We start from the raw sequence: 22841 nt of genomic DNA, 5'->3' as shown, positions 1-22841 counted from the left end.
GCGGTACTACGGACAACCGACGACTCCAGACGCTCCTGGGCCGGTGCTGTGACTCAGCGGGCCGGCCGCGGACAGGATGGGTGGGACCCGGCCGTCACCAGGTCGGCCAGCGCGGACCGGGGGTCGCCGCTGGTCACGAGCCCTTCTCCGACGAGAACCGCGTCCGCGCCCGCTCCAGCGTAGGCCAGGAGGTCGGCCGGCCCGCGCACACCGGACTCGGCGACCGTGAGTACCCCGGACGGGAGCCCGGGCGCGATCCGCCCGAAGACCGTGCGGTCGACCGTCAAGGTCGTGAGGTCACGGGCGTTGACGCCGACCAGCCGGGCGCCGGCGGCCAGCGCGCGGTCGGCCTCGATCTCGGTGTGCACCTCGACCAGGGCGGTCATGCCCAGGGATTCGATGCGCTCCAGCAGACCGATCAGCACGTTCTGCGGGAGCGCGGCGACGATCAGCAGGACCATGTCCGCACCGTGTGCCCGGGCCTCGTGGACCTGGTACGGACTGACCACGAAGTCCTTGCGCAGCACGGGGATGTCGACGGCGGCCCGGACGGCGTCCAGGTCGTCCAGCGACCCGCCGAACCGGCGCTGCTCGGTGAGGACCGAGATCACCCGGGCCCCGGCGGCGGCGTAGTCGGCGGCGAGCGCGGCCGGGTCGGGGATCGCGGCCAGCGCGCCGCGCGACGGACTGGCCCGCTTGACCTCGGCGATGACGCCGACACCCGGCTCGTGCAGGACGGAGAGCACGTCGCGGGGGGCCGGGGCGTCCTTGGCCATGGCCTTGACCTCGGCCAATGGCAACGCGGCCTCGCGCGTGGCCATGTCCTCCCGGACGCCGACGAGGATGGATTCCAGCACGTTCACGCGAATCTTCTCCTCACCGGCCGCCCGGCCAGGTGCCGGACATCTGCGTTCTCCACCACCAGCGGCGGCCACTCCCCCACTTTCGGGAACCGCAACCGCATCGCCACGTGATCCTGGTCATGGTAATGCCCGCCAGGGGGGCTGGCCGACCACACGACATCGGTCATGGCCCACCCGCGGGCCGGGTCGTGGGATCCGTCCCGGCGTCCAGGTCCTTCCACCAGTCGTCGGTGGTGTCGCCGGCGTCACGCCGCCGGGGGCTCGGACGAGCCGGCGCCGATCCGTCGTCGGATCCGGACGTGACGCCGGACCGGGGCGGGGGTGGGCCGGCCGGACGGGCGGCCAGCAGCAGGCCGGCGACGGCCAGCAGCATCCCGCCCAGCACCGTCAGCGCGGGGCCGGGCAGATTCCGCGTCGGATCGCCGACCGCCTGGGCCGGCCGGACGAGGGCGGCCGCCAGGGCGTCGGGCGGGGAGAGCACGGCCAGCACGGCCCGCCCGGCCAGCCACAGGCCACCCAGGGCCAGCACGACGCCGATGACGCGTCGCCATCGGCCACGGGTGGCGGCAGCCGCCGCCCACCCGGCCAGACCGACCAGGGCCAGCGGCAGCAGTTCGGGAACGACGTCGGACCCGGTCGCCGCGGTCGTCACCGGGCCGACGAGGGTGTCGGTCCACTGCGCGGTCCACCACGTCAGGACGGCACCACCGGCCACGGCGGCCGCCCCCAGCACGGCGGCCCCGGCCGCCACCCCGGCGGCGCGTCGAGCGGACCCACCACTCACGGAGCGCCCACCGGCGGGACCGAGCGCAGGGTGGTGGCCGCCCCGATCGCCGAGATCACCGCGGCGGCCTTGTTCCGGCACTCGGCGTCCTCGTTCTCCGGCACCGAGTCGGCGACGACCCCGGCGCCCGCCTGGACGTGGGCGGTGTCCCCCACGATGACCGCCGTGCGGATGCTGATGGCGGTGTCGGCGTCCCCGGCGAAATCGAGGTAACCGACCACCCCGCCGTACACGCCGCGACGGGCCGGTTCCAGGTCGTCGATGATCTGCATCGCGCGGGGTTTCGGGGCCCCGGACAGGGTGCCGGCCGGGAAACAGGCTGTCACCGCCTCGAACGCCGAACGGTCGGGAGCCAGTTGGCCGGTGACCGTCGACACGATGTGCATGACGTGGCTATAGCGCTCGAGGGTGAAGAACTCGACCACCTTGACCGAGCCGGCGGCACAGACCCGACCGAGGTCGTTGCGGCCCAGGTCGACGAGCATTACGTGCTCGCTGCGTTCCTTCTCGTCGGCCAGCAGGTCCTTGCCGAGCAGGATGTCGTCCTCCTCGGTGGCGCCTCGGGGCCGGGTCCCGGCGATGGGATGCATCGTGACCAGGCCGTCCCGGACGGTCACCAGCGCCTCCGGGGACGATCCGACGACGGCGACCGGGTCACCGGCGGGGGTGGGCAGTCGCAGCAGGTACATGTACGGGCTCGGGTTCGTCGCCCGCAGGACCCGGTAGACGTCGAGCGCGTCGGTGCCGGCGACATCCATGTCGAACCGCTGGGAGAGCACGATCTGGAATGCGTCGCCGGCGTAGATGTGCTCCTTGGCCTGCTCGACCAGGCCCCGGTAGTGCTCGGAGGTCATCCGCCGGCGGACGTCGGGGCGCCGGGCGGTGAACACCGCGGCCGGGACGGGGACCGGGGCGGCCAGCTGGGCCGTCATCTCGTCCAGCCGCCGCACCGCCGCGTCGTAGGCGGCGTCGACCCGCTCGTCGGTCGCGTCCCAGTTCACCGCGTTGGCGATCAACGTCACGGTGCCCTCGTGATGGTCGAGGGCGGCGAGATCGGTGGCCAGCAACATCACCAACTCCGGCACGTCGACCTCACGGTCGCCCGGCTCGTCGGGATTCCCGATGCGTTCGAGGCGGCGGACCACGTCGTAACCGAGGTAGCCGACCAGTCCGCCGGTCAGCGGCGGCAGGCCGGGCAGCGGGTCGGTATGCAGCAACCGCAATGTCTGCGCCAGCACCGCCAACGGGTCGCCACCGGTGGGCAGGCCGACCGGCGGGTTCCCCAGCCAGGTCGCGGCGCCGTCGCGTTCGGTGAGAGCGGCCGGCGCACTGACCCCGACGAACGACCACCGCGACCATGACCGCCCGTTCTCGGCCGATTCGAGAAGGAAGGTGCCGGAGCGGTCCCCGGCCAGGGTGGCGTAGAGACCGACCGGGGTGATGGCGTCGGCCAGCAGACGGCGGGTGACCGGGATGACCCGGCGGTCACGGGCCAGCTCCCGGAACTGCTCACGGCTCGGGCTGACCTCCCCGAGCGGGGCCTTCGGTCCGGCGGTCGGCGGTGCGGGGCTGGCGGGCACGGACATGCGGGTCATTCTGCCGGGAGCCGGGGAGGCCGAACGCCACCCGGGACCCGCACCGCCGCTGTCGGACGGTCGGCCTACGGTGGCCGGGTGTCCCCCACTTTTGCCGAATGCGGCGATCCTCGACCGGCAGCCGCTCCGGGGCGCGACAGGCCCGGCCCGGACATCGGCGGCGGCACCGATGCCCTGACACCGGATGATCTGCGTGCCCGCGGGTCCCTCAAATGGACGGCCACCGACCCGGGCGACCTCGGGGCGTGGGTGGCCGAGATGGACCTGCCGCTGGCCCCCGCGATCCGCCGCACCCTGCACGATGCGATCGAGCAGGGCCTGACCGGCTACCTGCCCCCGGCCGCCCAGCAGGCCGCCGAGCGCGCCGCCGCCGCCTGGCAGCACCGCCGGTACGGCTGGGCCGTCGACCCCGCGGACGTCCACCTGACGACCTCCGTGCTGCGGGCCCTGCAGGTGATGCTCGACCATCTGACCCCGCCCGGGACACCGGTCGTGCTGCCCGTCCCGGCCTACATGCCGTTCCTGGACGTGCCGGCGCTGGCCGGGCGCGAGTTGCGCACCGTCCCGATGACCCACACCGCGGACGGCGCGATCACCTTCGACCTCGACGCCATCGCGGCGGCGCTCGTCCCGGGCGCGGTGCTGGTGCTCACCAACCCGCACAACCCGACCGGTCGGGTGTTCACGGCGGCCGAGTTGCGGGCGGTCGCCGACGTGGTCGACGCCGCCGGGGCCCTGGTGTTCGCCGACGAGATTCACGCGCCGGTCGTGTTCGACGGTCGACGGCACGTGCCGTACGCGACGGTGTCGGACCGCGCCGCCGAGCACACGGTGACCGGGACCTCCGCGTCGAAGGGCTGGAACATCGCGGGTCTGGGGTGCGCCCAGCTCATCGTCTCCGGTGCGGCGATGCGCGAACGGTGGGCGACCGTCCCGTTCCTGGTGCAGCACGGGGTCGGTCCGCTCGGCGCCCTGGCCACCGCCGCCGCCTACGACGAGGGGCAGGCGCATCTGGACGCCACGGTCGGCTACCTGCAGCGGGGCCGGGACCTCTTCGTCCGACGGCTGGCCGAGGTGGTGCCGACGGTGCCGGTGGCCCCGATCGAGGGCACGTACCTGGCCTGGGTCGACCTGCGATCGGTGGACCGATCGGTGGCCGACCTGCAGGCGGCGGCGCGGGTGCGGGGGGTCGACGGGCAGGCCTGCGGCGCACCCGGTTTCCTGCGGCTCAACCTGGCCCTGCCGCACCCCCTCGTCGGCGAACTCGCCGACCGGCTCGGCCGGGCGATCGATGCCTGACCTGGACACCGAGGTCCTCACCCTGGAGCGGGTGGCCGCGCGCGGCTGGTGCGGGACCACCGAGGTGTGGCGCGGCGACTGGCTGCTGCGGGCGGCGGCCGGGTTCACCGGGCGGGCCAACTCGGTCCTCCCGCTGGGCCCGGCGGACGGACCGCTGGACGATGCCCTCGACGCGGTGGACCGCTTCTACGCCGGCCATGGGCTACGGCCGCTGTTCCAGGTGCCGGAGTGCCCGGCGACCGACGCCCTGGACACCGCGCTCGACCGGTACGGGTGGGTCGCGTTCAACCCGACGAGCGTGATGGTCGCCGACCTGGTCGCCGTGCGGGACGCGGCCCGCCGCGCGTCGACGGGGCGGGGCTGGTCGCCGGCCGCGCTGGCCGATCGACCGACGCCGGAGTGGCTCGCCGGCTACCGGTACCGGGGTTCCGCCCTACCGGACACCGCGGAGGCTGTGCTGCTCAGCGGGACCGGACCGGTGTTCGCCACCCTGAGCGCGCCCGCCGGCCGGGTCGCCGTGGCCCGCGCGGTCGTCACCGACGGCTGGCTCGGGGTCACGGCGGTCACCGTCCGTGAGTCGGCTCGGCGCGCCGGCGCCGGGACCGCCGTCATGGCCGACCTGTTCGACTGGGGCGCGGCGCACGGGGCTCACCAGGTCTACCTGCAGGTCGCCCGGGAGAACCAGGGGGCGCGGGCGCTGTACGGGCGGCTGGGTTTCGTCGACCACCACGGCTACCACTACCGCCGCCCGCGGGACTGACCGGCGACCTAGTCGGCGGTGAGCAGCCCGTCGTCGAAGCAGGTCCGGGCCCCGGTGTGGCAGGCCACCCCGGTCTGATCCACCTTGACCAGGAGCGCGTCGCCGTCGCAGTCGTGTCGGACCTCGACCACCCGCTGCGGGTTGCCGGAGGTCTCGCCCTTGACCCAGTACTCGCGTCGGGAGCGGGACCAGTAGGTGGCCCGCCCAGTCGTCAGGGTCCGGTACAGCGCGGTGGCGTCCATCCAGGCGACCATCAGCACCTCGCCGGTGTCGTGCTGCTGGACCACGGCGCAGACCAGTCCCTCGGCGGTGAACCGGACGGTCGGGAAATCCGTCGGCTGCCGTTCGGCGGCGGGGACGTTCATCGGGCCTCCCCCATGGTGACGGCGTCGATGGCGGCGGCGGCCAGCCCGGCCCGGCGGACCGGATACCCGGCCTCGGCGAGTTCCTGCTTGACCCGGTCGATGCGGAACGTGCCGAAGTGGAAGACCGAAGCGGCCAGGACCGCGTCGGCGCCGGCACCGACGGCCTCCGGGAAGTGAGCCAGAGTTCCCGCCCCGCCCGAGGCGATGAGCGGCACTCCGACCGCGGCCCGGACCGCGGCCAGCATGGGCAGATCGAAGCCGTTCTTGGTGCCGTCGGCGTCCATTGACGTGAGCAGGATCTCCCCGGCGCCGGCGGCCTCGGCCTGCTCGGCCCAGGCGATCGCGTCGATCCCGGTCCCCCGCCGGCCGCCGTGCGTGGTCACCTCGTACCCGGACGGGCAGGCCGCCGCCTCCGGTGAACCCGGGGCGACCCGACGGGCGTCGATGGCGATGACCACGCACTGCGAGCCGAAGCGGTCGGCGCCCTCCCGGAGGAAGTCCGGGCGGGCCACCGCGGCCGAGTTGACCGACACCTTGTCTGCCCCGGCCCGCAGCAGCTGGTCGATGTCGTCGATGGTGCGGACCCCACCGCCCACGGTGAGCGGGATGAACACCTGCTCGGCGGTGCGCCGGATCATCTCGTAGGCGCTGCGCCGGTTGTCACTGGTCGCGGTGATGTCGAGGAAGGTGAGCTCGTCGGCGCCCTCCTCGTCGTAACGCCGGGCCAGCTCCACCGGGTCGCCGGCGTCGACCAGGTCGACGAAGTTGACCCCTTTGACCACGCGCCCCTCGGAGACGTCCAGACAGGGGATGACCCGCACCGCGACTGACATTCCTCCACCCTACGAAGGTCCGGGCCGGCGGGAAAACGCCGGCGGGTCAGACGGAGCCGTCATTCCCGACCGATCGCCGCCGCACCGCGGTCGGCGAGCCCCAGGCCGACGGCGAGCGCCACGGCGAGCAGGATGCCGATGACCGGGGGCACCCCGAACGCGAAGTGACTGGACGCCCAAGCCGCGAGGCTGGCGACGACGTACGCGGCGACGTTCTGCCAGCGCACCACCTGGGTGGCCTGCCCCTCGGGGACGCCGCCGCGCCACCGCAGGAGGAAGTCGCCGATGATGACGCCGCCGAGCGGGGGGATGAAGACCCCGAGCAGCACCAGGTAGTCGACCAGGTGGTTGTGCACACCGGTGAGGGCGAACACGGTGCCGATGACGGATCCGGCGACGACGAACGGCAGTTTCCGCGGCCGGTCGAACAGTTCGGCCCCGGCCACCCCGAAGGCGTAGGCGGTGTCGGCGTTGCTCTTCCAGAGGTTCCCGAACAGCAGGAAGAGTCCCCAGCCGATGAGGCCCATGTTGAACAGCACCAGGACGAAGTCGCCCTCGCCGGTGGTCATGGCCCCGACCGCCCCGAAGAAGATCATCAGCCCGTTGCCGACCAGGAAGCCGATGACGCAGGCCAGCACCGCCTGCCGACCGGTCCGGGCGAACCGGGTCCAGTTCGGCGACTGGGTGCCGGCCGAGACGAACGTGCCGACGACGGTGGTCACGGCGACGGCCAGGCTCATGGACGTCGTGGGGGCGACGGCAGCCAGGCCGGCCCAGCCGCCGACCTGTTCCAGCGACTTCACCAGGACCCAGACGGCCAGGACGAGGATGAGCGGGGTGGAGACGAGCGACACCCAGTACATGCCGCGGTAGCCGTAGCAGGCGGTCACGCACATCAGGGCGCTCGTCACGATCATGACGGCGGCCCGGGCGCCCCAGGACTCCCAGCCGAAGGCCTGCGCGGTCAGGTCGCCGATGGTCCCGACGACGACGCCGTACCAGCCGATCTGGGTGCCGCCGAGCAGGATGGAGGCGAGCTTGGCGCCGCCGGTGCCAAAGGTGTAGCGCGACATCACGACGGTGGTCAGGCCGCTGCGGGCGCCGACCCACCCCATGAAGGCCACGTAGGTGCCGAGGACGGCGGACCCGATCAGGATGACCAGGACCAGCTGCGAGAGATCGAAGGCGGCGCCGAGGGACGCCCCGGCCAGCATGGTCGGGGTGAAGACGGTGAAGCCGAGCAGCACGACCGCGATGGAGAAGAAGCTGCGCCGGGCGTGCCGGGGCACCGGGGTGACCGGATAGTCCGGGTCGACGACCGTCTCCGCGGTCACCGGAGTGTCGAGACGGCCGGTCACGCGGGCTCCCCGATGTCCTCGAACCAGATCTCCGGGCGCTCGGCCAGCATGCGGTCCATCAGACCCCGACAGGTCGGGTCGTCCATGACGGTCAGCTCGACCCCGTGCGAGGTCAGCCACGCCTCCGACGCCTCGAACGAGGTGTTCTCGCCGATCACGATGCGGGGGATGTTGTAGAGCAGCGAGGTCCCGGCGCACATGTAGCACGGGGACAGGGTCGTGTAGAGGGTGCTGGCCCGGTAGACCTCGGCCGGCTGCCGGCCGGCCAGGTCGATGCAGTCGGTCTCGCCGTGCCGGATAGGCGAGCCGAGTTGCACCCGCCGGTTGCGGCCGGCGGCGAGCACGGTGTCGCCGTGGACGAGGACCGCCCCGATCGGCACGCCCCCCTCCGACCAGCCGATCTCGGCCTGCTCGATGGCCAGGTCCAGGAAGTACCGGTCACGATCGACCGGGTCGATGGGGACCCGGGAGTCCTCGGTGGGCGGTGCACTGGGCATGTGGTCCCTTCCCGTCGGTGATGGCGTTCACCCCATCAGGTCGGGACGACCGTCGAACAGGGACAGAGTGTCCCGCCCTGCCCGGCAGGTCCTGGACAGATCGTCCGGTGCTCCCCACGCTGGACCGGTGCTCCCCACCCTGGCCGAGGTCCTGACCCTGCCCTCGTTCGTGGCCGGGTCGCCCCGGTTGCTGTGCGGTGACCCGGCCTCGATCACCATCCGGTGGGTGCATTCGTCCGAGGTGTTCGAGATGGGCGGTCTGCTGGCCGGCGGTGAGGTGCTGCTGACCAGCGGGCTGGGCCTGGAGGGACGGACCGATCGCGAGCTCGGCACCTACGTCGACCGGTTGGCCGACGCCGGGTGTGCGGCCCTGGCCATGGAGGTCGGCCGGTCCTTCTTCGACGTGCCGCGGGAACTGGCCGCGGCGGCCCGGCGCCGCAACCTCTGCCTGATCGCCCTCGACGATGTGGTCCCGTTCGAGCGGATGGTCGAGGATTTCCACGAGCTGCTGGTCCGCCGCCGCACCGGCGCCGGCCGGGGCGGCGACGCCCTGTGGCAGGAGCTGCTGGGCCTCGTCGTGGCCGACCTGGGAGTGGCGACGCTGCTCAGCACCACGGCCCGGCTGGCCGGGTGCCCCGTCGAACTCCGGGACGTGACCGGACGGCTGGTCGCCGCCAGCGCCGAGGTGGCACCGCGGCCGACGGCCGGCTTCGCGGTGGACGTCCGGTCCGGCGCCGAACGGATGGGACGGCTGTCCCTGCTGGGCGAACGCACGCAGCGGCGGGTGGCGGTCGCCGACCGGGCGGCCGTGGCCGTCGGGCTGATGCTGCACCGCTCGACCGCGACCGGGCGACCCTCGCCCGCGCAGTCGCTTGTCACCGAACTCGCCGTCGGCGATCTGGCCTCCTCGGGCGAGGTCCGGCAGCGGTGCGCCGAAGCCGGGTGGCCGGTGCTTCCGGATCGGCATCTGCTGGCCGCCGCCGTCGACCTCGACGTCCGCGCTTCGCCGGCCGCGGCCGAACGCCACGTCCGGGACGCCGCCCAGACCTGCTTCGGCCCGACGCTGGTGGGTGTGCACGGCACGGCGGTCGTCGTCCTGGCCCGCGGCTGGACCGGCCCGGACCCGGCCCGGGTGCGCGCCGCCTTCGAGCAGGTCCGGATGGCCCTGGCGGCGACCGGCGTCGGCGAATCGGTCCGCGTCGTCGCGGTGGCCGCCCCGGTCCACGACCCTTCCGGACTGGCCGGCGCGGTGGCCCAGAGCCTGCGCATCGCCGGTATCGCGCGCCGGGTCGGCACCCGGGGCCGGGTGGTGACCGCCGCCGACGTCGCGGCCCACCGGTTCCTCACCGACCGGGCCGGCGCGGCCGAGCTGTCGGCGTTCGCCTCCGAGGTGCTGGGCCCACTGTTCGAACACGACCGTCAGCACGCGACGGCTCTGCTGCGCACGCTGGACGTGCACTTCGCCTGCGGCCGGCGCAAGGCCGCCAGTGCCGCCCGCCTGGGGATCCGCCGCCAGACCCTCTACGACCGGCTGAGCCGGATCGAGCACCTGCTGGGGGTCGGCCTGGACGATCCGGAGGTGGGCACCACCCTGGGGATGGCGTTGATCGCGTGGCGGCTGCGGACCGGGCTGCCCGTCCGGGAGTGATCTATCGCCGGCGTCAGGTGGCGACCGCCACCATGACCACGGCCAGCACCAACGCCCCGGTCGCGCCGGCGGTGCGCCACCGGTCGACCCGCCGCAGCCGGTGGGCGGCCGCCGGGTCCCAGCCGGTGGACAGCACCCGGTGCTGTGGTACCGCCCCGACGCCGGTCAGCACCGGGACGGCGGCCACCAGGGCGAGCGCGACGGCGATCAGCCACCCGGGCGTGGCCGGCGCGGCGCCCAGCAGCAACCACCCGCCGGCTCCGGCCAGGCCGACGAACAGCACCCCGACCAACGGGGTGATGCGGCGCTGATGGGCGGCCTCGTAGGCGGCGAAATCGGCGGGCGCGACCGCGGCGAACTGGGGGTAGACCACCAGCTGGACGCACCACTGGAACCCCGCGTACAGCGCGGTGGCGACCAGGAACGCCAGCTCGGCGGTCACCCGGGGTCGGCTACTCGGCGACCGCGGCCAGCGCCTCGGGCAGGGTGAACGCCCCGGCGTACAGCGCCTTCCCGACGATCGACCCTTCGACGCCGACGTCGCGGAGGCCGGCCAGCGCCCGCAGATCGTCCAGCGAGGAGACCCCACCGGAGGCCACGACCGGGGCCGCGGTCTTGCTGCACACCTCCCGGAGCAGGTCCAGGTTCGGACCGCGCAGCGTGCCGTCCTTGGTGACGTCGGTGACGACGTACCGCGAGCAGCCCTGGGCGTCGAGACGGGCGAGCACCTCCCACAGGTCCCCACCGTCCTGCGTCCACCCGCGGGCGGCCAGGGTCGTGCCCCGCACGTCCAGCCCGATGGCCACCCGGTCGCCGAAACGGTCGATGACGGTGGCGCACCAGTCCGGGTTCTCCAGGGCCGCGGTGCCGATGTTGACCCGGGTGCAGCCGGTGGCCAGAGCGGCCTCCAGGGACGCGTCGTCCCGGATCCCGCCGGACATCTCGACCTTGATGTCGAGCCGGCCGACCACCTCGGCCAGTAGGGCGGCGTTGGACCCGCGGCCGAAGGCGGCGTCGAGGTCGACGAGGTGGATCCACTCGGCACCGTCGGCCTGGAAGGCGAGGGCGGCATCGAGCGGGGCCCCGTAATGGGTCTCGCTGCCGGCCTCGCCCTGGACCAGGCGGACGGCCTGGCCGTCGGCGACGTCAACGGCGGGGAGGAGTTCGAAGGTCACGGGCCACCACCTTAGGCGTCCGGGCCGACCGCCCGGCACCAGTAGGCGTGCACCGACCGACCGACCCGGGCCAGCACCAGGGTCGCCGCCTGTCGGGTCGCACCGCGCAGGGCCGGCCGCAGTCGCCGGCGCAGGTCGTCCGGGACGACGGCGGTGCCGCGCTGTTTGATCTCCAGCGTTCCCACTCCGTCCCGCCGGGCCCATCCGGCCACCGTCCGCTCGGTGAACGGTGCCTCGTCGAGGACGAGGAACGACCGCACTCCGGGCGGCGGGGTCGGCCCGGTCAGGTAGGCCAGGTGCGGGTCGAGCTGCCGCAACGCGAACCGGGCGGCGTACCCGCGGACCAGGTGGGCGCGGACGACGGCCGGGTCGGGATCGATCAGGTACTCGCCCACCGCGGCCGGCCGGACCGGGATGTCGTCCGGATCGTCGCTGGTCAGGGCCAGGCGGACCGTGCCGTCGGCGTCGAGCACGGTGGCCCGCCGCCCGACCGGCCCGGTCACCGACGCCAGTTCGGCGGGCCACAGTACGGCCTCCCGGACCGATCCGGCCAGCGAGACCAGCTCGACCTCCCCCGGTCGGGCCAGGGCCTCGTAGTCGAGCCCGGGTGGCACGCGCAGCACCGGCGGCCGGGCGGCGTGCGCCGCGTCCAGGTCGCCGACGGACGGGACGACGGCGTCGGCCCCCATCACCCGGCGGCCCCGGGTGTCCCGGCGCGCCGGATCCGCGTACGGCAGGCCGCCTCGGGCCCGGACCGTCAGGGCGTCCGCGACCGTGACCGCGGCGTCCACCCGGGCCTGGTCGAGGTTGTGGCGGGCCATGGCCACCCGGACCGGGTCCAGGTCCGAACCGGCGGTAGTCCCCTCCCCCCGCCCGGCCAGCACGACGAGATCGCCGCCGATCGAACAGGTCAGGTCGTGCACGTCCACGCCGGCCAGTCGACGGGCGCGATGGCGGGCCACCGCAACCGGGCTGGCCTGCTGCAGCGCCTCGTCGGTGAACAGGCCCCCGGCGGCCCACCCGCCGAGTTTGTCCGTCGCCTTCCTCCGCAGGCGCACGGTCTCGACGACCGCGCCGGCCCGATCGGCGGCGTCACCGAGCCGGGCGCGCAGACGACCGAGGTCGGTCAACAGCGAGGCGTCGGTCAGCGGGCGTTCCGCGGCGGCCGCGAGCGCCTCGTCGCCGGCCGGTCCGGCCAGCCAGGCCACGTCGTCGATCGTGAAGCGGTAGGCCACGTCCCCATTGGACCACCCCGCCGCCTAGGGTCGGTGGGCGTGCGGAGAGGTGCGGTCGCGGGCGTCGTCGTCGCCGTCGTCCTGGCCACCGGAGGGGCCATCGGCTGGCACCTGGCGACCCGCGCGCCGGTCGTCGAGCTGCTGCCACCCCGGTCGGCCGCTGTCGCAGTCTCGGCAGTCTCGGCCGCCGCCGCGCACGTCACCGCGGTGCCCGGCGTCGCGGTCGGCGCCGTCGTCGACGGCCAGGTCGCCTGGATCGGGCAGGCCGGGGTCCCCGCCGGCACGGTCTTCCAGGCCGGGTCGATCTCCAAGACGGTGGCCGCGGCGACGGTGCTCACCCTGGCCGGGCAGGGCCGGCTCGATCTCGACGCGCCCGTCACGTCGATGCTGCGATCGTGGTCCCCGGCCGGTTTCCCGCACCCGGAGCGGGTGACCCTGCGGGCGTTGCTCAGCCACACCGCCGGCATCGACACGGCCGGCTACCTCGGTGAACCGGCCGACCGGCCGCTACCGATGACCGCCGACTCGCTGGCCGGGGCGACGACCGGCGCCCCGGTGCGCCAATCGCTACGACCCGGGTCCTACGCCTATTCCGGCGGCGGCTACACGATCGCGCAGCAGGTCGTCGAGGACGTGACCGGGCGGCCGTTCGCCGAGGTGGCCCGATCGGAGTTCCTGCAGCCGACGGGCCTGACGGACAGCGGCTACGGCTGCACTCAGGAGGCGGAGACCCACCCCCGGGACACCGCCGGTCACCTCGCCGACGGCACGCCGGCCCCCCGGTACCGCTACGTCGAAGCGGCCGCGGCCGGTTGGTGCACGACCGCCGCCGACCTGACCCGGCTGGCCGCCTGGCTGGCCTCGAACGACCCCCGGGCCGTCGACATGCGGTCCCCGGCGGCCGGCACCGACGGTCGATACGGACTGGGAGTGGAACGGTGGGGTTCCGACGTGGTCGGCCATCCCGGGGTCAACCGCGGCTTCCACGCCGACCTGTGGGTCCGTCCCGCCGCCGGGGCGGCCCTGGTGGTGCTGACGAACGGCGACGACGGCGGCCGAGCCGCCGACGCCATCCGCGACGCCTGGAACGACGCGGCCTGACCCCCGCGCGTCAGGCCGGCCGGTCCTCGTGCGCCCAGGCGAAATAGCGCCCGTCCCGCTGTTCCAACGCGAGCGGCATGCCGAACGTCTTCGACAGCGACTGCGCGGTGAGCACCTCGGCGATCGGGCCGGCGACGACGACCCGACCCCCGCGCAGCAGCAGCACATGGCTGAAGTCCGGCGGGATCTCCTCCACGTGGTGGGTGACCAGGATGGTGGTCGGCGCGACCGGGTCGACGGCCAGCGCCGACAGGCGGGCCAGCAGGTCCTCGCGAGCACCGAGGTCCAGCCCGGCGGCCGGCTCGTCGAGCAGCAGCAGTTCCGGGTCGGACATCAGCGCCCGGGCCACCAGCACCCGCTTGCGTTCGCCCTCGGACAGCGTGCCGAACTGCCGTTCGGCCAGGTGGTCGACGCCCATCGCGGACAGCAGCTCGCCGGCCCGGGTGAAGTCCTGCGCGTCGTAGGCCTCCCGCCAGCGTCCGACCACACCCCATCCGGCGGAGACGACCACGTCGACCGCCTTCTCGCTGGGGGCGACCCGGGCGGCCAGGGCGGCCGAGGACAGCCCGATCCGCGGGCGGATGTCCCCGACGTCGACGGCGCCCAGCCGTTCGCCCAGGACGTGCACCCGGCCGGTGGTGGGGAACAGGTTGGCCGCGGCGATCTGCAGCAGGGTGGTCTTACCGGCGCCGTTGGGCCCCAGGATGACCCAGCGCTCGTCGGCGTCGACGCTCCAGGAGACCCGGTCGAGCAGCAGGGTCGAGCCCCGGCGGACCGTCACCTCCAGCAGATGCACGACCGAGTCGGGTCCGGGCTGGATCGATGACGGCACTACAGGGGCGGAGGTCACGCCGAACATTGTTGCTCACGTCATCACCCCTCCGTCCGGCAACCACGCCCCAGGGCTTCGCGGCATGCCGGTGGTCGGGGAGACTGCTCCCGTGACGCCAACCGCCGACGAGTCCGCCGTCCCCGGGTCCGTCCCGACCGTGCCCGCGACCGACCCGACCACCGCCGCCCCGGCCCCGGCCCCGGCCCCGGGGGTCGACGCCGGACCCGGCGCACCGCGGGCGGACAGTCCCGGACGTGTCGACCCCCAGGCCCACCCACGCGTCGGGTCGAGCCCGTTCCCGGGCATGCCGTTCCCGTTGGGCGCTACCGCGTACCGGGACGGCGTGAACTTCTCCGTCGTCGCCGACGGCCGTCCCGGCGTCACCGACGTCCTGCTGTGCCTGATCGACGAGCAGGGCCGGGAACACCAGGTGACCATGGCCGAGCGGACCCACGGCTCCTGGCACACCTTCGTGCCCGGGGTCGTCCCGGGCCAGCGGTACGGCTACCGGGTGCCGGCGAACGACCCGGCCAAACTGCTCCTCGACCCCTACGCCCGGCAGGTCACCACCACCGAGTACGACCTGCCGGCCGCCGCGGCCCCCGGAGCCCCGACCGCCGGGCGGGCGCCGGTCGGCATCGTGGTCGACCCCCCGGTGTCCCGCTCGGCCCGGCCGTGGGTGCCCTGGGAGCAGACCGTGGTCTACGAGGCGCATGTCGCCGGCCTGACCCGGCTGCACCCGGCCGTCCCGCAAGAACTGCGTGGCACCTACCTGGGAGTCGCGCACCCGGCGGTCATCGAGCACCTGCAGCGCCTGCACGTCACCACCCTGGAGCTGCTCCCGGTGCACGCCACGGCGGCCGAACCGGGCCTGCTGGCCACCGGGCGACGCAACTACTGGGGCTACTCGACGCTCAGCTTCTTCGCGCCGCACCCGGGCTATGCCACCGCACCGGGGCGGGAGACGACGGAGTTCGTCGCGATGGTCGATGCGCTGCACCGGGCGGGTATCGAGGTCGTCCTGGACGTCGTCTACAACCACACCTGCGAGGGCGGGCCCGACCTCCCCATCGCGCTGAGCTGGCGCGGGCTCTCCCCCTCGTCGTACTACCTGCGGCCCGGCCGCGACATCACCGGGACCGGCAACAGCCTGGACGCCGGCCAGCTGCCGATGGTGCGGATGGTCGTCGACTCGCTGCGTTACTGGGCCGGGTCCCTGGGCGTCGACGGTTTCCGGTTCGACCTGGCCTCGGTCCTGGGACGCCCGCACGGCGGCCACTTCGACCCGGGCGCGGCCCTGCTCACCGCGATCGCCACCGATCCCCTGCTGTCGACGCGCAAGCTCATCGCCGAGCCGTGGGACGCCACCGGGGAGGGCTATGCGGTCGGACGGTTCGGCGTGCAGTGGTCGGAGTGGAACGACCGGTTCCGGGACTGCGTGCGCGACTTCTGGCGTGGTGTCGGCGGGGTCCGCGACCTCGGCTACCGACTCAGCGGGTCGTCCGACCTGTTCGCCCCGGACCGGCGGCCGTGGACGTCGATCAACTTCGTCACCGCCCATGACGGGTTCACGCTGCGCGACCTGGTCTCCTACGACCGCAAGCACAACGCGGCCAACGGTGAGGACAACCGCGACGGCACCGACAACAACCGCTCCCACAACTATGGCGTCGAGGGGGCGACCGACGACCCGGAGGTCCGGGCCCTGCGCACCCGCCAGGCCCGCAATCTCGCGGCCACCCTCATCCTGGCCACCGGGACGCCGATGATCACCATGGGCGACGAGCTGTGGCGCACCCAGCTGGGCAACAACAACGCCTACTGCCAGGACAACGAGCTCAGCTGGGTGCGGTGGCCGACCCCGGCGGGCCGACCGGACCACGAGCCGGACGATGCCGAGGCCCTGGATCTGCTGGCCTTCTTCCAGCGGGCCCTGGACATCCGGCACCGCTCCCCCGGCTTGCGACAGGCCGAGTTCTTCGAGGGTCGCTCGGTCAGCGGCGACGGCCACCCCGACCTGGTCTGGTTCGCGCCGGACGGCCGCACCATGAGCGACGGGGACTGGTTCGACGGTGGCCGGCACACGATCCTGCTGTGGATCAACGGCACCGACGTCCGCGGGCATACGCCGGCCGGCCAACCACTCAGCGACGACTCGTGGCTGCTCGTCCTGCATGCCGCAGCCGAACCGACCACCGTCACACTGCCGGACTCCCCGTGGGCGTCCGGATACGAGCTCGTGCTGGACACCGACACGCCGACCGGCGCCCCGGGCGGACCGGCCCCGGAGCCGGGGCGACCGGTCGTCATCCCGGGTCGGACCACATGGCTGCTGCGGGCCCGTCCGGGCCACGACGACGACCCGGGGACCTGGTGAGCCGGCCGCGCCACTACGGTGAGGCCATGTCCCGGCGGTTGGAGGAGATCCACCGGCGCCTGTGCGCCGATCAGGTGCCGTGCGTGCTCGTCGCCCGGCGCGACGGCGGTCACATGGTGCGGGCCGGGATGGACGAAGCCCACCCGGTGGCCCGGTGGGCCGTCGTGATCTCCGAGACCCCGGGCCGTTTGTGGCTGCACCAGGGGGACGAGCGGATCGCGGTCCCCTTCGGCACCGACGAGACCGCGGTGACCACGGCGGTCAAGTTGCGCGTCGTCCACGGCTGGGCCCAGCAGGGCGATGCGGCCGCGGCCGATGCCCTGCACCGCGCCCGGGTGCTGGTCGAACGACGACAGGACGCCCCGGCCGGAACCGGCGCGATGGTGTTCGATCCGTTCGCGCTGGCCGCCGACACCGTGTTCCGCATCTTCGAGTCCGCATTCCGGATGACCTGGGGCATGACCTTGCTGCTGGGCAGCCCGTGGGGTGTCCGGGTCGGCTTCACGGTCCGCCGCTGAGCTGTCCGTCCGCTCAGCGAGGAGCGTCCGCGCCTGCCCGGGTGACCCCGACGGCGACATAGACGCTGGCGGGTTCCCTCTCGCCGTCCCACCAGGCCACCAGGTGGTCGCCGTCCGGGCAGCGTCGCAACGGTCGCAGCAGGGCGGTCCCCGGCTCGGCCGGCAACTCGCGGAACAGAGCGGCCTGCACGGCCCACCAGTGCGGGAGGTCGACCTCCGCCGGGCGGGCCGTGATCGGCACCGGCTGCCAGCTGCAGACGCTGTCCGGTGCGCTCAATCCGGGCGCCCTGGGGTCGGGATCCGTTTCGTCCTCTCCGGTGTGCAGGACGCGGTACACCGTGCGGCGACCGCCCGGACCGTCCCAGAGCACCCACAGGTGCCGGCCCGAGCGGCAATGGTTCGCGGCGGCGGCGCGCCACTGCTGGGCGCCCGGGGAGACACGATGCCACTTCCGCCGGGTGGGTTCGTCGAACAGGTACCAGGCGGCCGGGTCGGGGCGCAGGCCGCCGAATCGGACCGACGAGCCGCACAGGCAGACGATCCCCGTCGCCGCTGCTGCCGGGCGACCCGCCGTCGACCCTCGTTGCCGAGACAACCATTTGCGCATATCGGCACGGTAGACGCGATTTAGCACCGTTCACGCACCGTAGTTCGATCTTGTGGACAACCTCGATCGGCGTAGTGACTACCCCCGAACGCCGACGGCCCGGTCCTTCGCAGAGAAGGACCGGGCCGCGGTGATGATGGTGCGTCGAACGGGTCAGGCGATGGTGACGAGCCCCAGCTCGGCCGGCGAGGCCAGCAGACCGTTCTTCGGCAGCACGCGGACGGTGTAGCCGACCGGCCCCGAGCGCTGCAGCGGGAGCTCGGCCTCGTAGCGGAAGCCGTCGCCGCGCTGGTCCTGCCCGTCGACGAACGTCATCGTCGAGTAGGTGATGTCGTGCAACTGCTCGCTCTCGTCGACCCGTCCGGTCACCGTCTGCACCTCGACGTCCTCCGGGCTGAGCCCACCGAGGTCGAGGTAGGCGCGGACCGTCATGACGTTGCCCAGCGAGGGCTCGGCGCCGATTCCGGAGGTGTCGACGTTGACCACACGCACGTTCGGCCAGGAGGCCCGGACGTCGTCCTTCCAGGCGGCCAGCTGCTTGGCGACCGTCAGGTCGCTGGTGACCTTCAGCGAGTAGGCCGACGCGGGGCCGTAGTACCCGGTGACGTAGTCACGGACCATACGGGTGGCCTGGACGCGCGGCCCGAGGTAGGACAGCGTGTGCCGGACGGTGTCGACCCACCCCTCGGGCAGCCCGGCGGCGTTGCGCTCGTAGAACAGCGGGGCGACCCGCTTCTCGATGAGCGAGTACAGGGCCGCGGCCTCGAGGTCGTCCCGGCGGGAGTCGCCGTCGACGCCGTCCGCGGTCGGGATGGCCCACCCGTCGTGGCCGTCGTACAGCTCGTCCCACCAGCCGTCGGAGATCGACAGGTTCAGACCGCCGTTCAGAGCGGCCTTCATGCCCGACGTCCCGGACGCCTCCTGCGGACGGACGGGGTTGTTCAGCCAGACGTCGGAACCGGCGCAGAGCACCCGGGCCATCGACATGTCGTAGTCGGGCAGGAACACGATGCGGTGCCGCAGGGCGGGGTCGTCGGTGAACCGGACCATCTCCTGCATGAACCGCTTGCCGTACTCGTCGGCCGGGTGGGCCTTGCCGGCGATGATGATCTGCACCGGGCGGTCCGGGTCGAGCAGGATGCGACGCAGGCGCTCCGGATCACGCAGCATGAGGGTGAGCCGCTTGTAGGTGGAGACCCGGCGGGCGAACCCGATGGTCAGCACCTCGGGGTCGAGGATGGACTCGGTCCAGCCCAGCTCGGCGATCGACGCCCCGCGCTGCATGGCCGAGACGCGGGCGGTCGACCTGGCCATCTCGACCAGGCGGCCGCGCAGGGTGTTGCGCAGGTTCCACAGCCGCTCGGACGACACCCGGTCGGCGGCCGGCCACTCGTCGGCCGAGGCCAGGTCCTGCCAGTCAGCCATGTCGCCGGCGACGTCGTACATCTCGCGGGCCGCCCACGTCGGCAGGTGCACGCCGTTGGTGACCGAGCCGATCGGCACCTCGTCCGGCTCGAACCCCGGGTAGAGGCCGTTGAACATGAGCCGGGAGACCACGCCGTGCAGCTTGGCCACGCCGTTGGCCCGCTGGGCCAGCCGCAGACCCATGTGGGCCATGTTGAACCGACTCGGGTCGTGCTCGGCGCCGAGGGCCAGCACGTCGCCGACCGGCAGCCCGGGCAGCAGCCGCGCGCAGCCGTCGTGGTCGGCGTCCAGGTAGTAGTTGACCAGGTCCATCGGGAACCGGTCGATGCCCGCGGGCACCGGGGTGTGGGTGGTGAACACCGTGCCGGCGCGGACGGCGGACAGCGCCTCGTTGAAGCTCAACCCCGAGGACGTCATCAGCTCGCGGATGCGCTCCAGGCCGAGGAACCCGGCGTGGCCCTCGTTCATGTGGAAGACCTCGGGGGCCGACAGGCCGTTGGCCGCCGCGTAGGCGGTGACGGCCCGGACACCGCCGACACCGAGCAGGATCTCCTGCCGGATGCGGTGGTCCTGGTCGCCGCCGTACAGCCGGTCCGTGGTCTGCCGCAGGAAGTCGTCGTTGGCCTCGATGTCGGCGTCGAGCAGCAGCAGCGGGACGCGACCGACGCGGGCCACCCAGGCGCGGGCCGTGAGCGACCGGCCGCCGGGGATCGGCACCGTGACGCTGATCTGCTCGCCGTCGGCGCCCAGGGCGCGTTCGATCGGCAGACCCTGCGGGTCATGGGCCGGGTAGTGCTCCTGCTGCCACCCGTCGGACGACAGCGACTGCCAGAAGTAGCCGAAGCGGTAGAGCAGACCGACACCGACGATCGGCACGCCCAGGTCGGAGGCCGACTTGAGGTGGTCACCGGCCAGGATGCCCAGGCCGCCGGAGTAGTTCGGGAGCACCTCGGTGACGCCGAACTCCATGGAGAAGTAGGCGATCGTCCGCGGCAGCACGGAGGTGCCGTCGGGCCGGCGCTCGGTGTCGAGTTCCTGCTGGTGCTGGTACCAGCGCGGATCGGTGAGGTAGTGGTCGAGGTCGGCGGCCAGCGCGTGCATGCGGCCGACGAATTCCTCGTCGGCGGCCAGCTCCTCGAGCCGATCGACCGAGACGGCGCCGAGCAGTTTGAGGGGGTCACCCTCGAACTTGGCCCACAGCGATCGGTCGATGTCGGCGAAGAGGTCCTGACTGGCCGGATGCCAGGACCACCGCAGGTTGCGGATCAACGCACCGAGCGGCTCCAGACGACTGGGCAGCTGCGGTCGGACCGTGAAACGTCGGAGTGCCTTCACGAGGGTCGAATCTACTGGGTTCCCGGGTGGCCGCCGCACCATTCATGCCAATTGTGGACGGGGAACGCAACGGACGGATCAGCCCGGCTATATCGCTTCAGCAAAGCAATTTAGCGGGCCGGTCGTGGACGGCGGGGCTCCGTCGGAGCCGCACCGGGGCGGCCCCAGCGGCGCCCCACGTCGCCCGGTAGGTTGACGCCCGTGGCTGGACGCATCGGACTGAACGAGCTTTCCCCCCAGATCGCCGGCGGGTACCCGGCCAAGGCCGTGGTGGGCCAGGCGATCACCATCGGCGCCACCGTGTTCCGCGAGGGACACGACGCGGTGGCGGCCAACGTGGTGTGGCGCCCACCGGCGGACGGCACCCCGGGCGACGGAGCGCCAGCCGGCACCGGCGAACAGGCCCCGCTCGTCATGTTGCAGCGGGAGGCCTCCTGGAGCACCCGTTACACCGCGACGGTCGTCCCGGACCGGATGGGCATGTGGACGTACCAGGTGGAGGCCTGGAGCGACCCGCTGGGCACCTGGCACCACGCCGTCGAGGTGAAGGCGGCCGCCGGCCAGTCGGCCGAGGAGATGGCCAACGACCTGGAGACCGGTGCGCTGCTCCTGGAGCAGATCGTCGCCCGCCCGCACCAGCGGTACGCCGGCGCGATCACCGCGGCCATCGACGCGCTGCGCGACACCTCGCGGTCGGTCGCCGAGCGCATCGGCCCGGCGCTGTCCCCCGAGCTGTGGCCGGTACTCACCGCCGACCCGATCCGCGAGCTGATCACCACCTCACCGGTGATGGAGATCTGGGTCGACCGCAAGCTGGCCGAGTTCGGCTCCTGGTACGAGTTCTTCCCGCGGTCCAGCGGCGCCGAGGTCGACGAGTCCGGCCGTCCCGTCAGGCACGGCACGTTCGCCGACTCGGTCCTGCAGCTGGACCGGGCGCAGTCGATGGGCTTCGACATCGTCTACCTGCCGCCCATCCACCCGATCGGCGAGGTCAACCGCAAGGGCCCGAACACGCCGGCCGAGCCGGGCGGGACCATCCACCCGCAGCCGTGGGACGTCGGCTCGCCGTGGGCCATCGGGTCGGCCGCCGGCGGACACGATGCCGTGCACCCGGACCTCGGGACCATCGACGACTTCGACACCTTCGTGGCCGCCGCCCGCGACCGGGGCCTGGAGGTCGCGCTCGACCTGGCCCTGCAGTGCGCCCCCGACCACCCCTGGGTGCAGAGCAACCCCGAGTGGTTCACCACCCGGCCGGACGGCTCGATCGCCTACGCCGAGAACCCCCCGAAGAAGTACCAGGACATCTACCCGCTCAACTTCGACAACGACCCGGACGGGCTGTACGCCGAGGTGCTGCGGGTCGTGAACTTCTGGATCGACCACGGCATCACCGTGTTCCGGGTCGACAACCCGCACACCAAGCCCATCAACTTCTGGGAGTGGCTGATCGGGCAGGTGCACCGGACCCACCCGGAGGTGATCTTCCTGGCCGAGGCGTTCACCAAGCCGGCGATGATGCACGAGCTGGCCCGCCTGGGCTACACGCAGTCGTACACGTACTTCACCTGGCGGACCGAGAAGCAGGAGCTCACCGACTACGCCGTCGAACTGGTCGAGGCCTCGGACTACATGCGGCCGAACTTCTTCGTCAACACCCCCGACATCCTGCACGCGTCCCTGCAGTTCGGCGGGCCGGCCATGTTCGCGATCCGCGCCGTGCTGGCGGCCACGCTCTCGCCGACGTGGGGCGTCTACTCGGGCTACGAGCTGTTCGAGCACGAGGCCGTCAAGCCGGGCAGCGAGGAGTACGCCAACTCCGAGAAGTACGCGCTGCGGCCGCGGGACTACGGGCGGGCGCTGGCCACCGGCGGTTCGCTGGAGCCGCTGATCACCCGGCTCAACGAGCTGCGCCGCGCCCACCCGGCCCTGCAACAGATGAAGGGGCTGTGGTTCCACGGCATCTCGAACGACAAGCTGCTCTGCTACTCCCGGCGGGACGAGGTCAGCGGCGACACCGTCATCGTCGTCGTGTGCCTGGACTCCCGCGAACAGCAGTGGGGCCAGACGGATCTCGACATGCCGCGGCTCGGACTGGACTGGGACGACGTCGTCGAGGTCGTCGACGAGCTGTCCGGTGAGACCTACCACTGGGGCACCCGGAACACCGTCGGCCTCAACCCGAACTGGCGCACCGCGCACGTGCTGCGCGTGGTCCGTCGGTGACCCCACCG

At 73.1% G+C, this 22841-nt stretch carries 20 protein-coding genes; 7 read left to right on the top strand and 13 right to left on the bottom strand.

The features are described from left to right. Positions 1-53 precede the first annotated feature (53 nt). The 3 genes from trpC to FDO65_RS02410 form a co-directional block, all read right to left on the bottom strand. Entirely contained in the window at positions 54-863 is an 810-nt protein-coding gene (trpC, locus tag FDO65_RS02420; protein ID WP_137447882.1) for an indole-3-glycerol phosphate synthase TrpC, read from the bottom strand. 163 nt (positions 864-1026) lie between these two features. Continuing rightward, positions 1027-1647, bottom strand: a complete 621-nt coding sequence (locus tag FDO65_RS02415; RefSeq protein WP_166442007.1) for a Trp biosynthesis-associated membrane protein — start codon at positions 1645-1647, stop codon at positions 1027-1029. After that, entirely contained in the window at positions 1644-3242 is a 1599-nt protein-coding gene (locus FDO65_RS02410; protein WP_137447880.1) for an anthranilate synthase component I, read from the bottom strand. Before FDO65_RS02410 ends, FDO65_RS02415 begins: the two co-directional genes overlap by 4 nt. A 78-nt stretch (positions 3243-3320) precedes the next feature. Here FDO65_RS02410 and FDO65_RS02405 point away from each other — a divergent pair, with 78 nt between their 5' ends. Both FDO65_RS02405 and FDO65_RS02400 read left to right on the top strand, forming a co-directional pair. Beyond that, on the top strand, positions 3321-4541 hold the full coding sequence (locus FDO65_RS02405; protein WP_205849731.1) for a MalY/PatB family protein: 1221 nt from the start codon (positions 3321-3323) through the stop codon (positions 4539-4541). Further along, positions 4534-5301, top strand: a complete 768-nt coding sequence (locus tag FDO65_RS02400) for a GNAT family N-acetyltransferase (protein ID WP_137447879.1) — start codon at positions 4534-4536, stop codon at positions 5299-5301. The genes FDO65_RS02405 and FDO65_RS02400 overlap by 8 nt, the downstream gene beginning before the upstream one ends. 8 nt (positions 5302-5309) lie before the next feature. Here the strand turns inward: FDO65_RS02400 and hisI are convergent, their stop codons facing one another. From hisI to FDO65_RS02380, 4 genes are read right to left on the bottom strand one after another with little or no spacing between them, the layout of a single operon-like run. Further along, positions 5310-5666 carry a phosphoribosyl-AMP cyclohydrolase gene (gene hisI, locus FDO65_RS02395; RefSeq protein ID WP_137447878.1) on the bottom strand — a complete coding sequence of 119 codons (357 nt, stop codon included), beginning with the start codon at positions 5664-5666 and terminating at the stop codon, positions 5310-5312. Beyond that, the gene (hisF, locus tag FDO65_RS02390) at positions 5663-6499 is read right to left on the bottom strand and encodes an imidazole glycerol phosphate synthase subunit HisF (RefSeq protein ID WP_137447877.1); all 837 of its coding nucleotides are present in this window, start codon (positions 6497-6499) and stop codon (positions 5663-5665) included. Before hisF ends, hisI begins: the two co-directional genes overlap by 4 nt. A 59-nt stretch (positions 6500-6558) precedes the next feature. Beyond that, complete coding sequence (codB, locus tag FDO65_RS02385) at positions 6559-7857, bottom strand: cytosine permease (protein ID WP_137447876.1); 1299 nt, start codon at positions 7855-7857, stop codon at positions 6559-6561. Continuing rightward, on the bottom strand, positions 7854-8354 hold the full coding sequence (locus FDO65_RS02380) for a nucleoside deaminase (RefSeq protein ID WP_137447875.1): 501 nt from the start codon (positions 8352-8354) through the stop codon (positions 7854-7856). The genes codB and FDO65_RS02380 overlap by 4 nt, the downstream gene beginning before the upstream one ends. A gap of 127 nt (positions 8355-8481) precedes the next feature. Here FDO65_RS02380 and FDO65_RS02375 point away from each other — a divergent pair, with 127 nt between their 5' ends. Next, positions 8482-10002 (top strand): PucR family transcriptional regulator, encoded by a 1521-nt coding sequence (locus FDO65_RS02375; protein WP_137447874.1) that lies wholly within the window; start codon positions 8482-8484, stop codon positions 10000-10002. 13 nt (positions 10003-10015) lie between these two features. On the opposite strand, the gene FDO65_RS02370 is transcribed toward FDO65_RS02375, so the two are convergent. Genes FDO65_RS02370 through FDO65_RS02360 form a run of 3 tightly spaced genes read right to left on the bottom strand, consistent with a single transcriptional unit; the run spans position 10016 to position 12412 of the window. Beyond that, on the bottom strand, positions 10016-10444 hold the full coding sequence (locus FDO65_RS02370; protein WP_137447873.1) for a DUF1772 domain-containing protein: 429 nt from the start codon (positions 10442-10444) through the stop codon (positions 10016-10018). A 10-nt stretch (positions 10445-10454) separates the two neighbouring features. Then, positions 10455-11177 (bottom strand): bifunctional 1-(5-phosphoribosyl)-5-((5-phosphoribosylamino)methylideneamino)imidazole-4-carboxamide isomerase/phosphoribosylanthranilate isomerase PriA, encoded by a 723-nt coding sequence (gene priA / locus FDO65_RS02365; RefSeq protein WP_137447872.1) that lies wholly within the window; start codon positions 11175-11177, stop codon positions 10455-10457. 11 nt (positions 11178-11188) lie between these two features. After that, entirely contained in the window at positions 11189-12412 is a 1224-nt protein-coding gene (locus tag FDO65_RS02360; protein ID WP_137447871.1) for a THUMP-like domain-containing protein, read from the bottom strand. A 39-nt stretch (positions 12413-12451) separates the two neighbouring features. Between FDO65_RS02360 and FDO65_RS02355 the strand changes: the two genes are divergently transcribed. Beyond that, a complete protein-coding gene (locus tag FDO65_RS02355) occupies positions 12452-13513 on the top strand; it encodes a serine hydrolase domain-containing protein (RefSeq protein WP_166442006.1) in 1062 nt (353 codons plus the stop codon). 10 nt (positions 13514-13523) lie between these two features. Here FDO65_RS02355 and FDO65_RS02350 read toward each other — a convergent pair whose 3' ends face one another. Further along, positions 13524-14372 (bottom strand): ABC transporter ATP-binding protein, encoded by an 849-nt coding sequence (locus FDO65_RS02350; protein WP_137447869.1) that lies wholly within the window; start codon positions 14370-14372, stop codon positions 13524-13526. 277 nt (positions 14373-14649) lie between these two features. On the opposite strand from FDO65_RS02350, the gene glgX reads away from it, so the two are divergent. Then, positions 14650-16722 (top strand): glycogen debranching protein GlgX, encoded by a 2073-nt coding sequence (gene glgX / locus FDO65_RS02345; RefSeq protein WP_137449389.1) that lies wholly within the window; start codon positions 14650-14652, stop codon positions 16720-16722. 26 nt (positions 16723-16748) lie between these two features. Next, on the top strand, positions 16749-17240 hold the full coding sequence (locus FDO65_RS02340) for a hypothetical protein (protein WP_137447868.1): 492 nt from the start codon (positions 16749-16751) through the stop codon (positions 17238-17240). Between the two features lie 13 nt (positions 17241-17253). Here the strand turns inward: FDO65_RS02340 and FDO65_RS02335 are convergent, their stop codons facing one another. Together FDO65_RS02335 and glgP are read right to left on the bottom strand one after the other, a co-directional pair. Next, a complete protein-coding gene (locus tag FDO65_RS02335) occupies positions 17254-17847 on the bottom strand; it encodes a hypothetical protein (RefSeq protein ID WP_137447867.1) in 594 nt (197 codons plus the stop codon). Positions 17848-18000: 153 nt separating this feature from the next. Continuing rightward, positions 18001-20607, bottom strand: a complete 2607-nt coding sequence (gene glgP / locus FDO65_RS02330) for an alpha-glucan family phosphorylase (protein WP_137447866.1) — start codon at positions 20605-20607, stop codon at positions 18001-18003. 201 nt (positions 20608-20808) lie between these two features. Between glgP and FDO65_RS02325 the strand changes: the two genes are divergently transcribed. Next, entirely contained in the window at positions 20809-22833 is a 2025-nt protein-coding gene (locus FDO65_RS02325) for an alpha-1,4-glucan--maltose-1-phosphate maltosyltransferase (RefSeq protein ID WP_137447865.1), read from the top strand. Positions 22834-22841 lie beyond the last annotated feature (8 nt).

It is taken from the genome of Nakamurella flava (genome assembly GCF_005298075.1).
GTDB classification, from domain to species: domain Bacteria; phylum Actinomycetota; class Actinomycetes; order Mycobacteriales; family Nakamurellaceae; genus Nakamurella; species Nakamurella flava.
The sequence above is the reverse complement of the archived record's forward strand: the minus strand, read 5'-3'. Positions and strand labels throughout refer to the sequence as shown.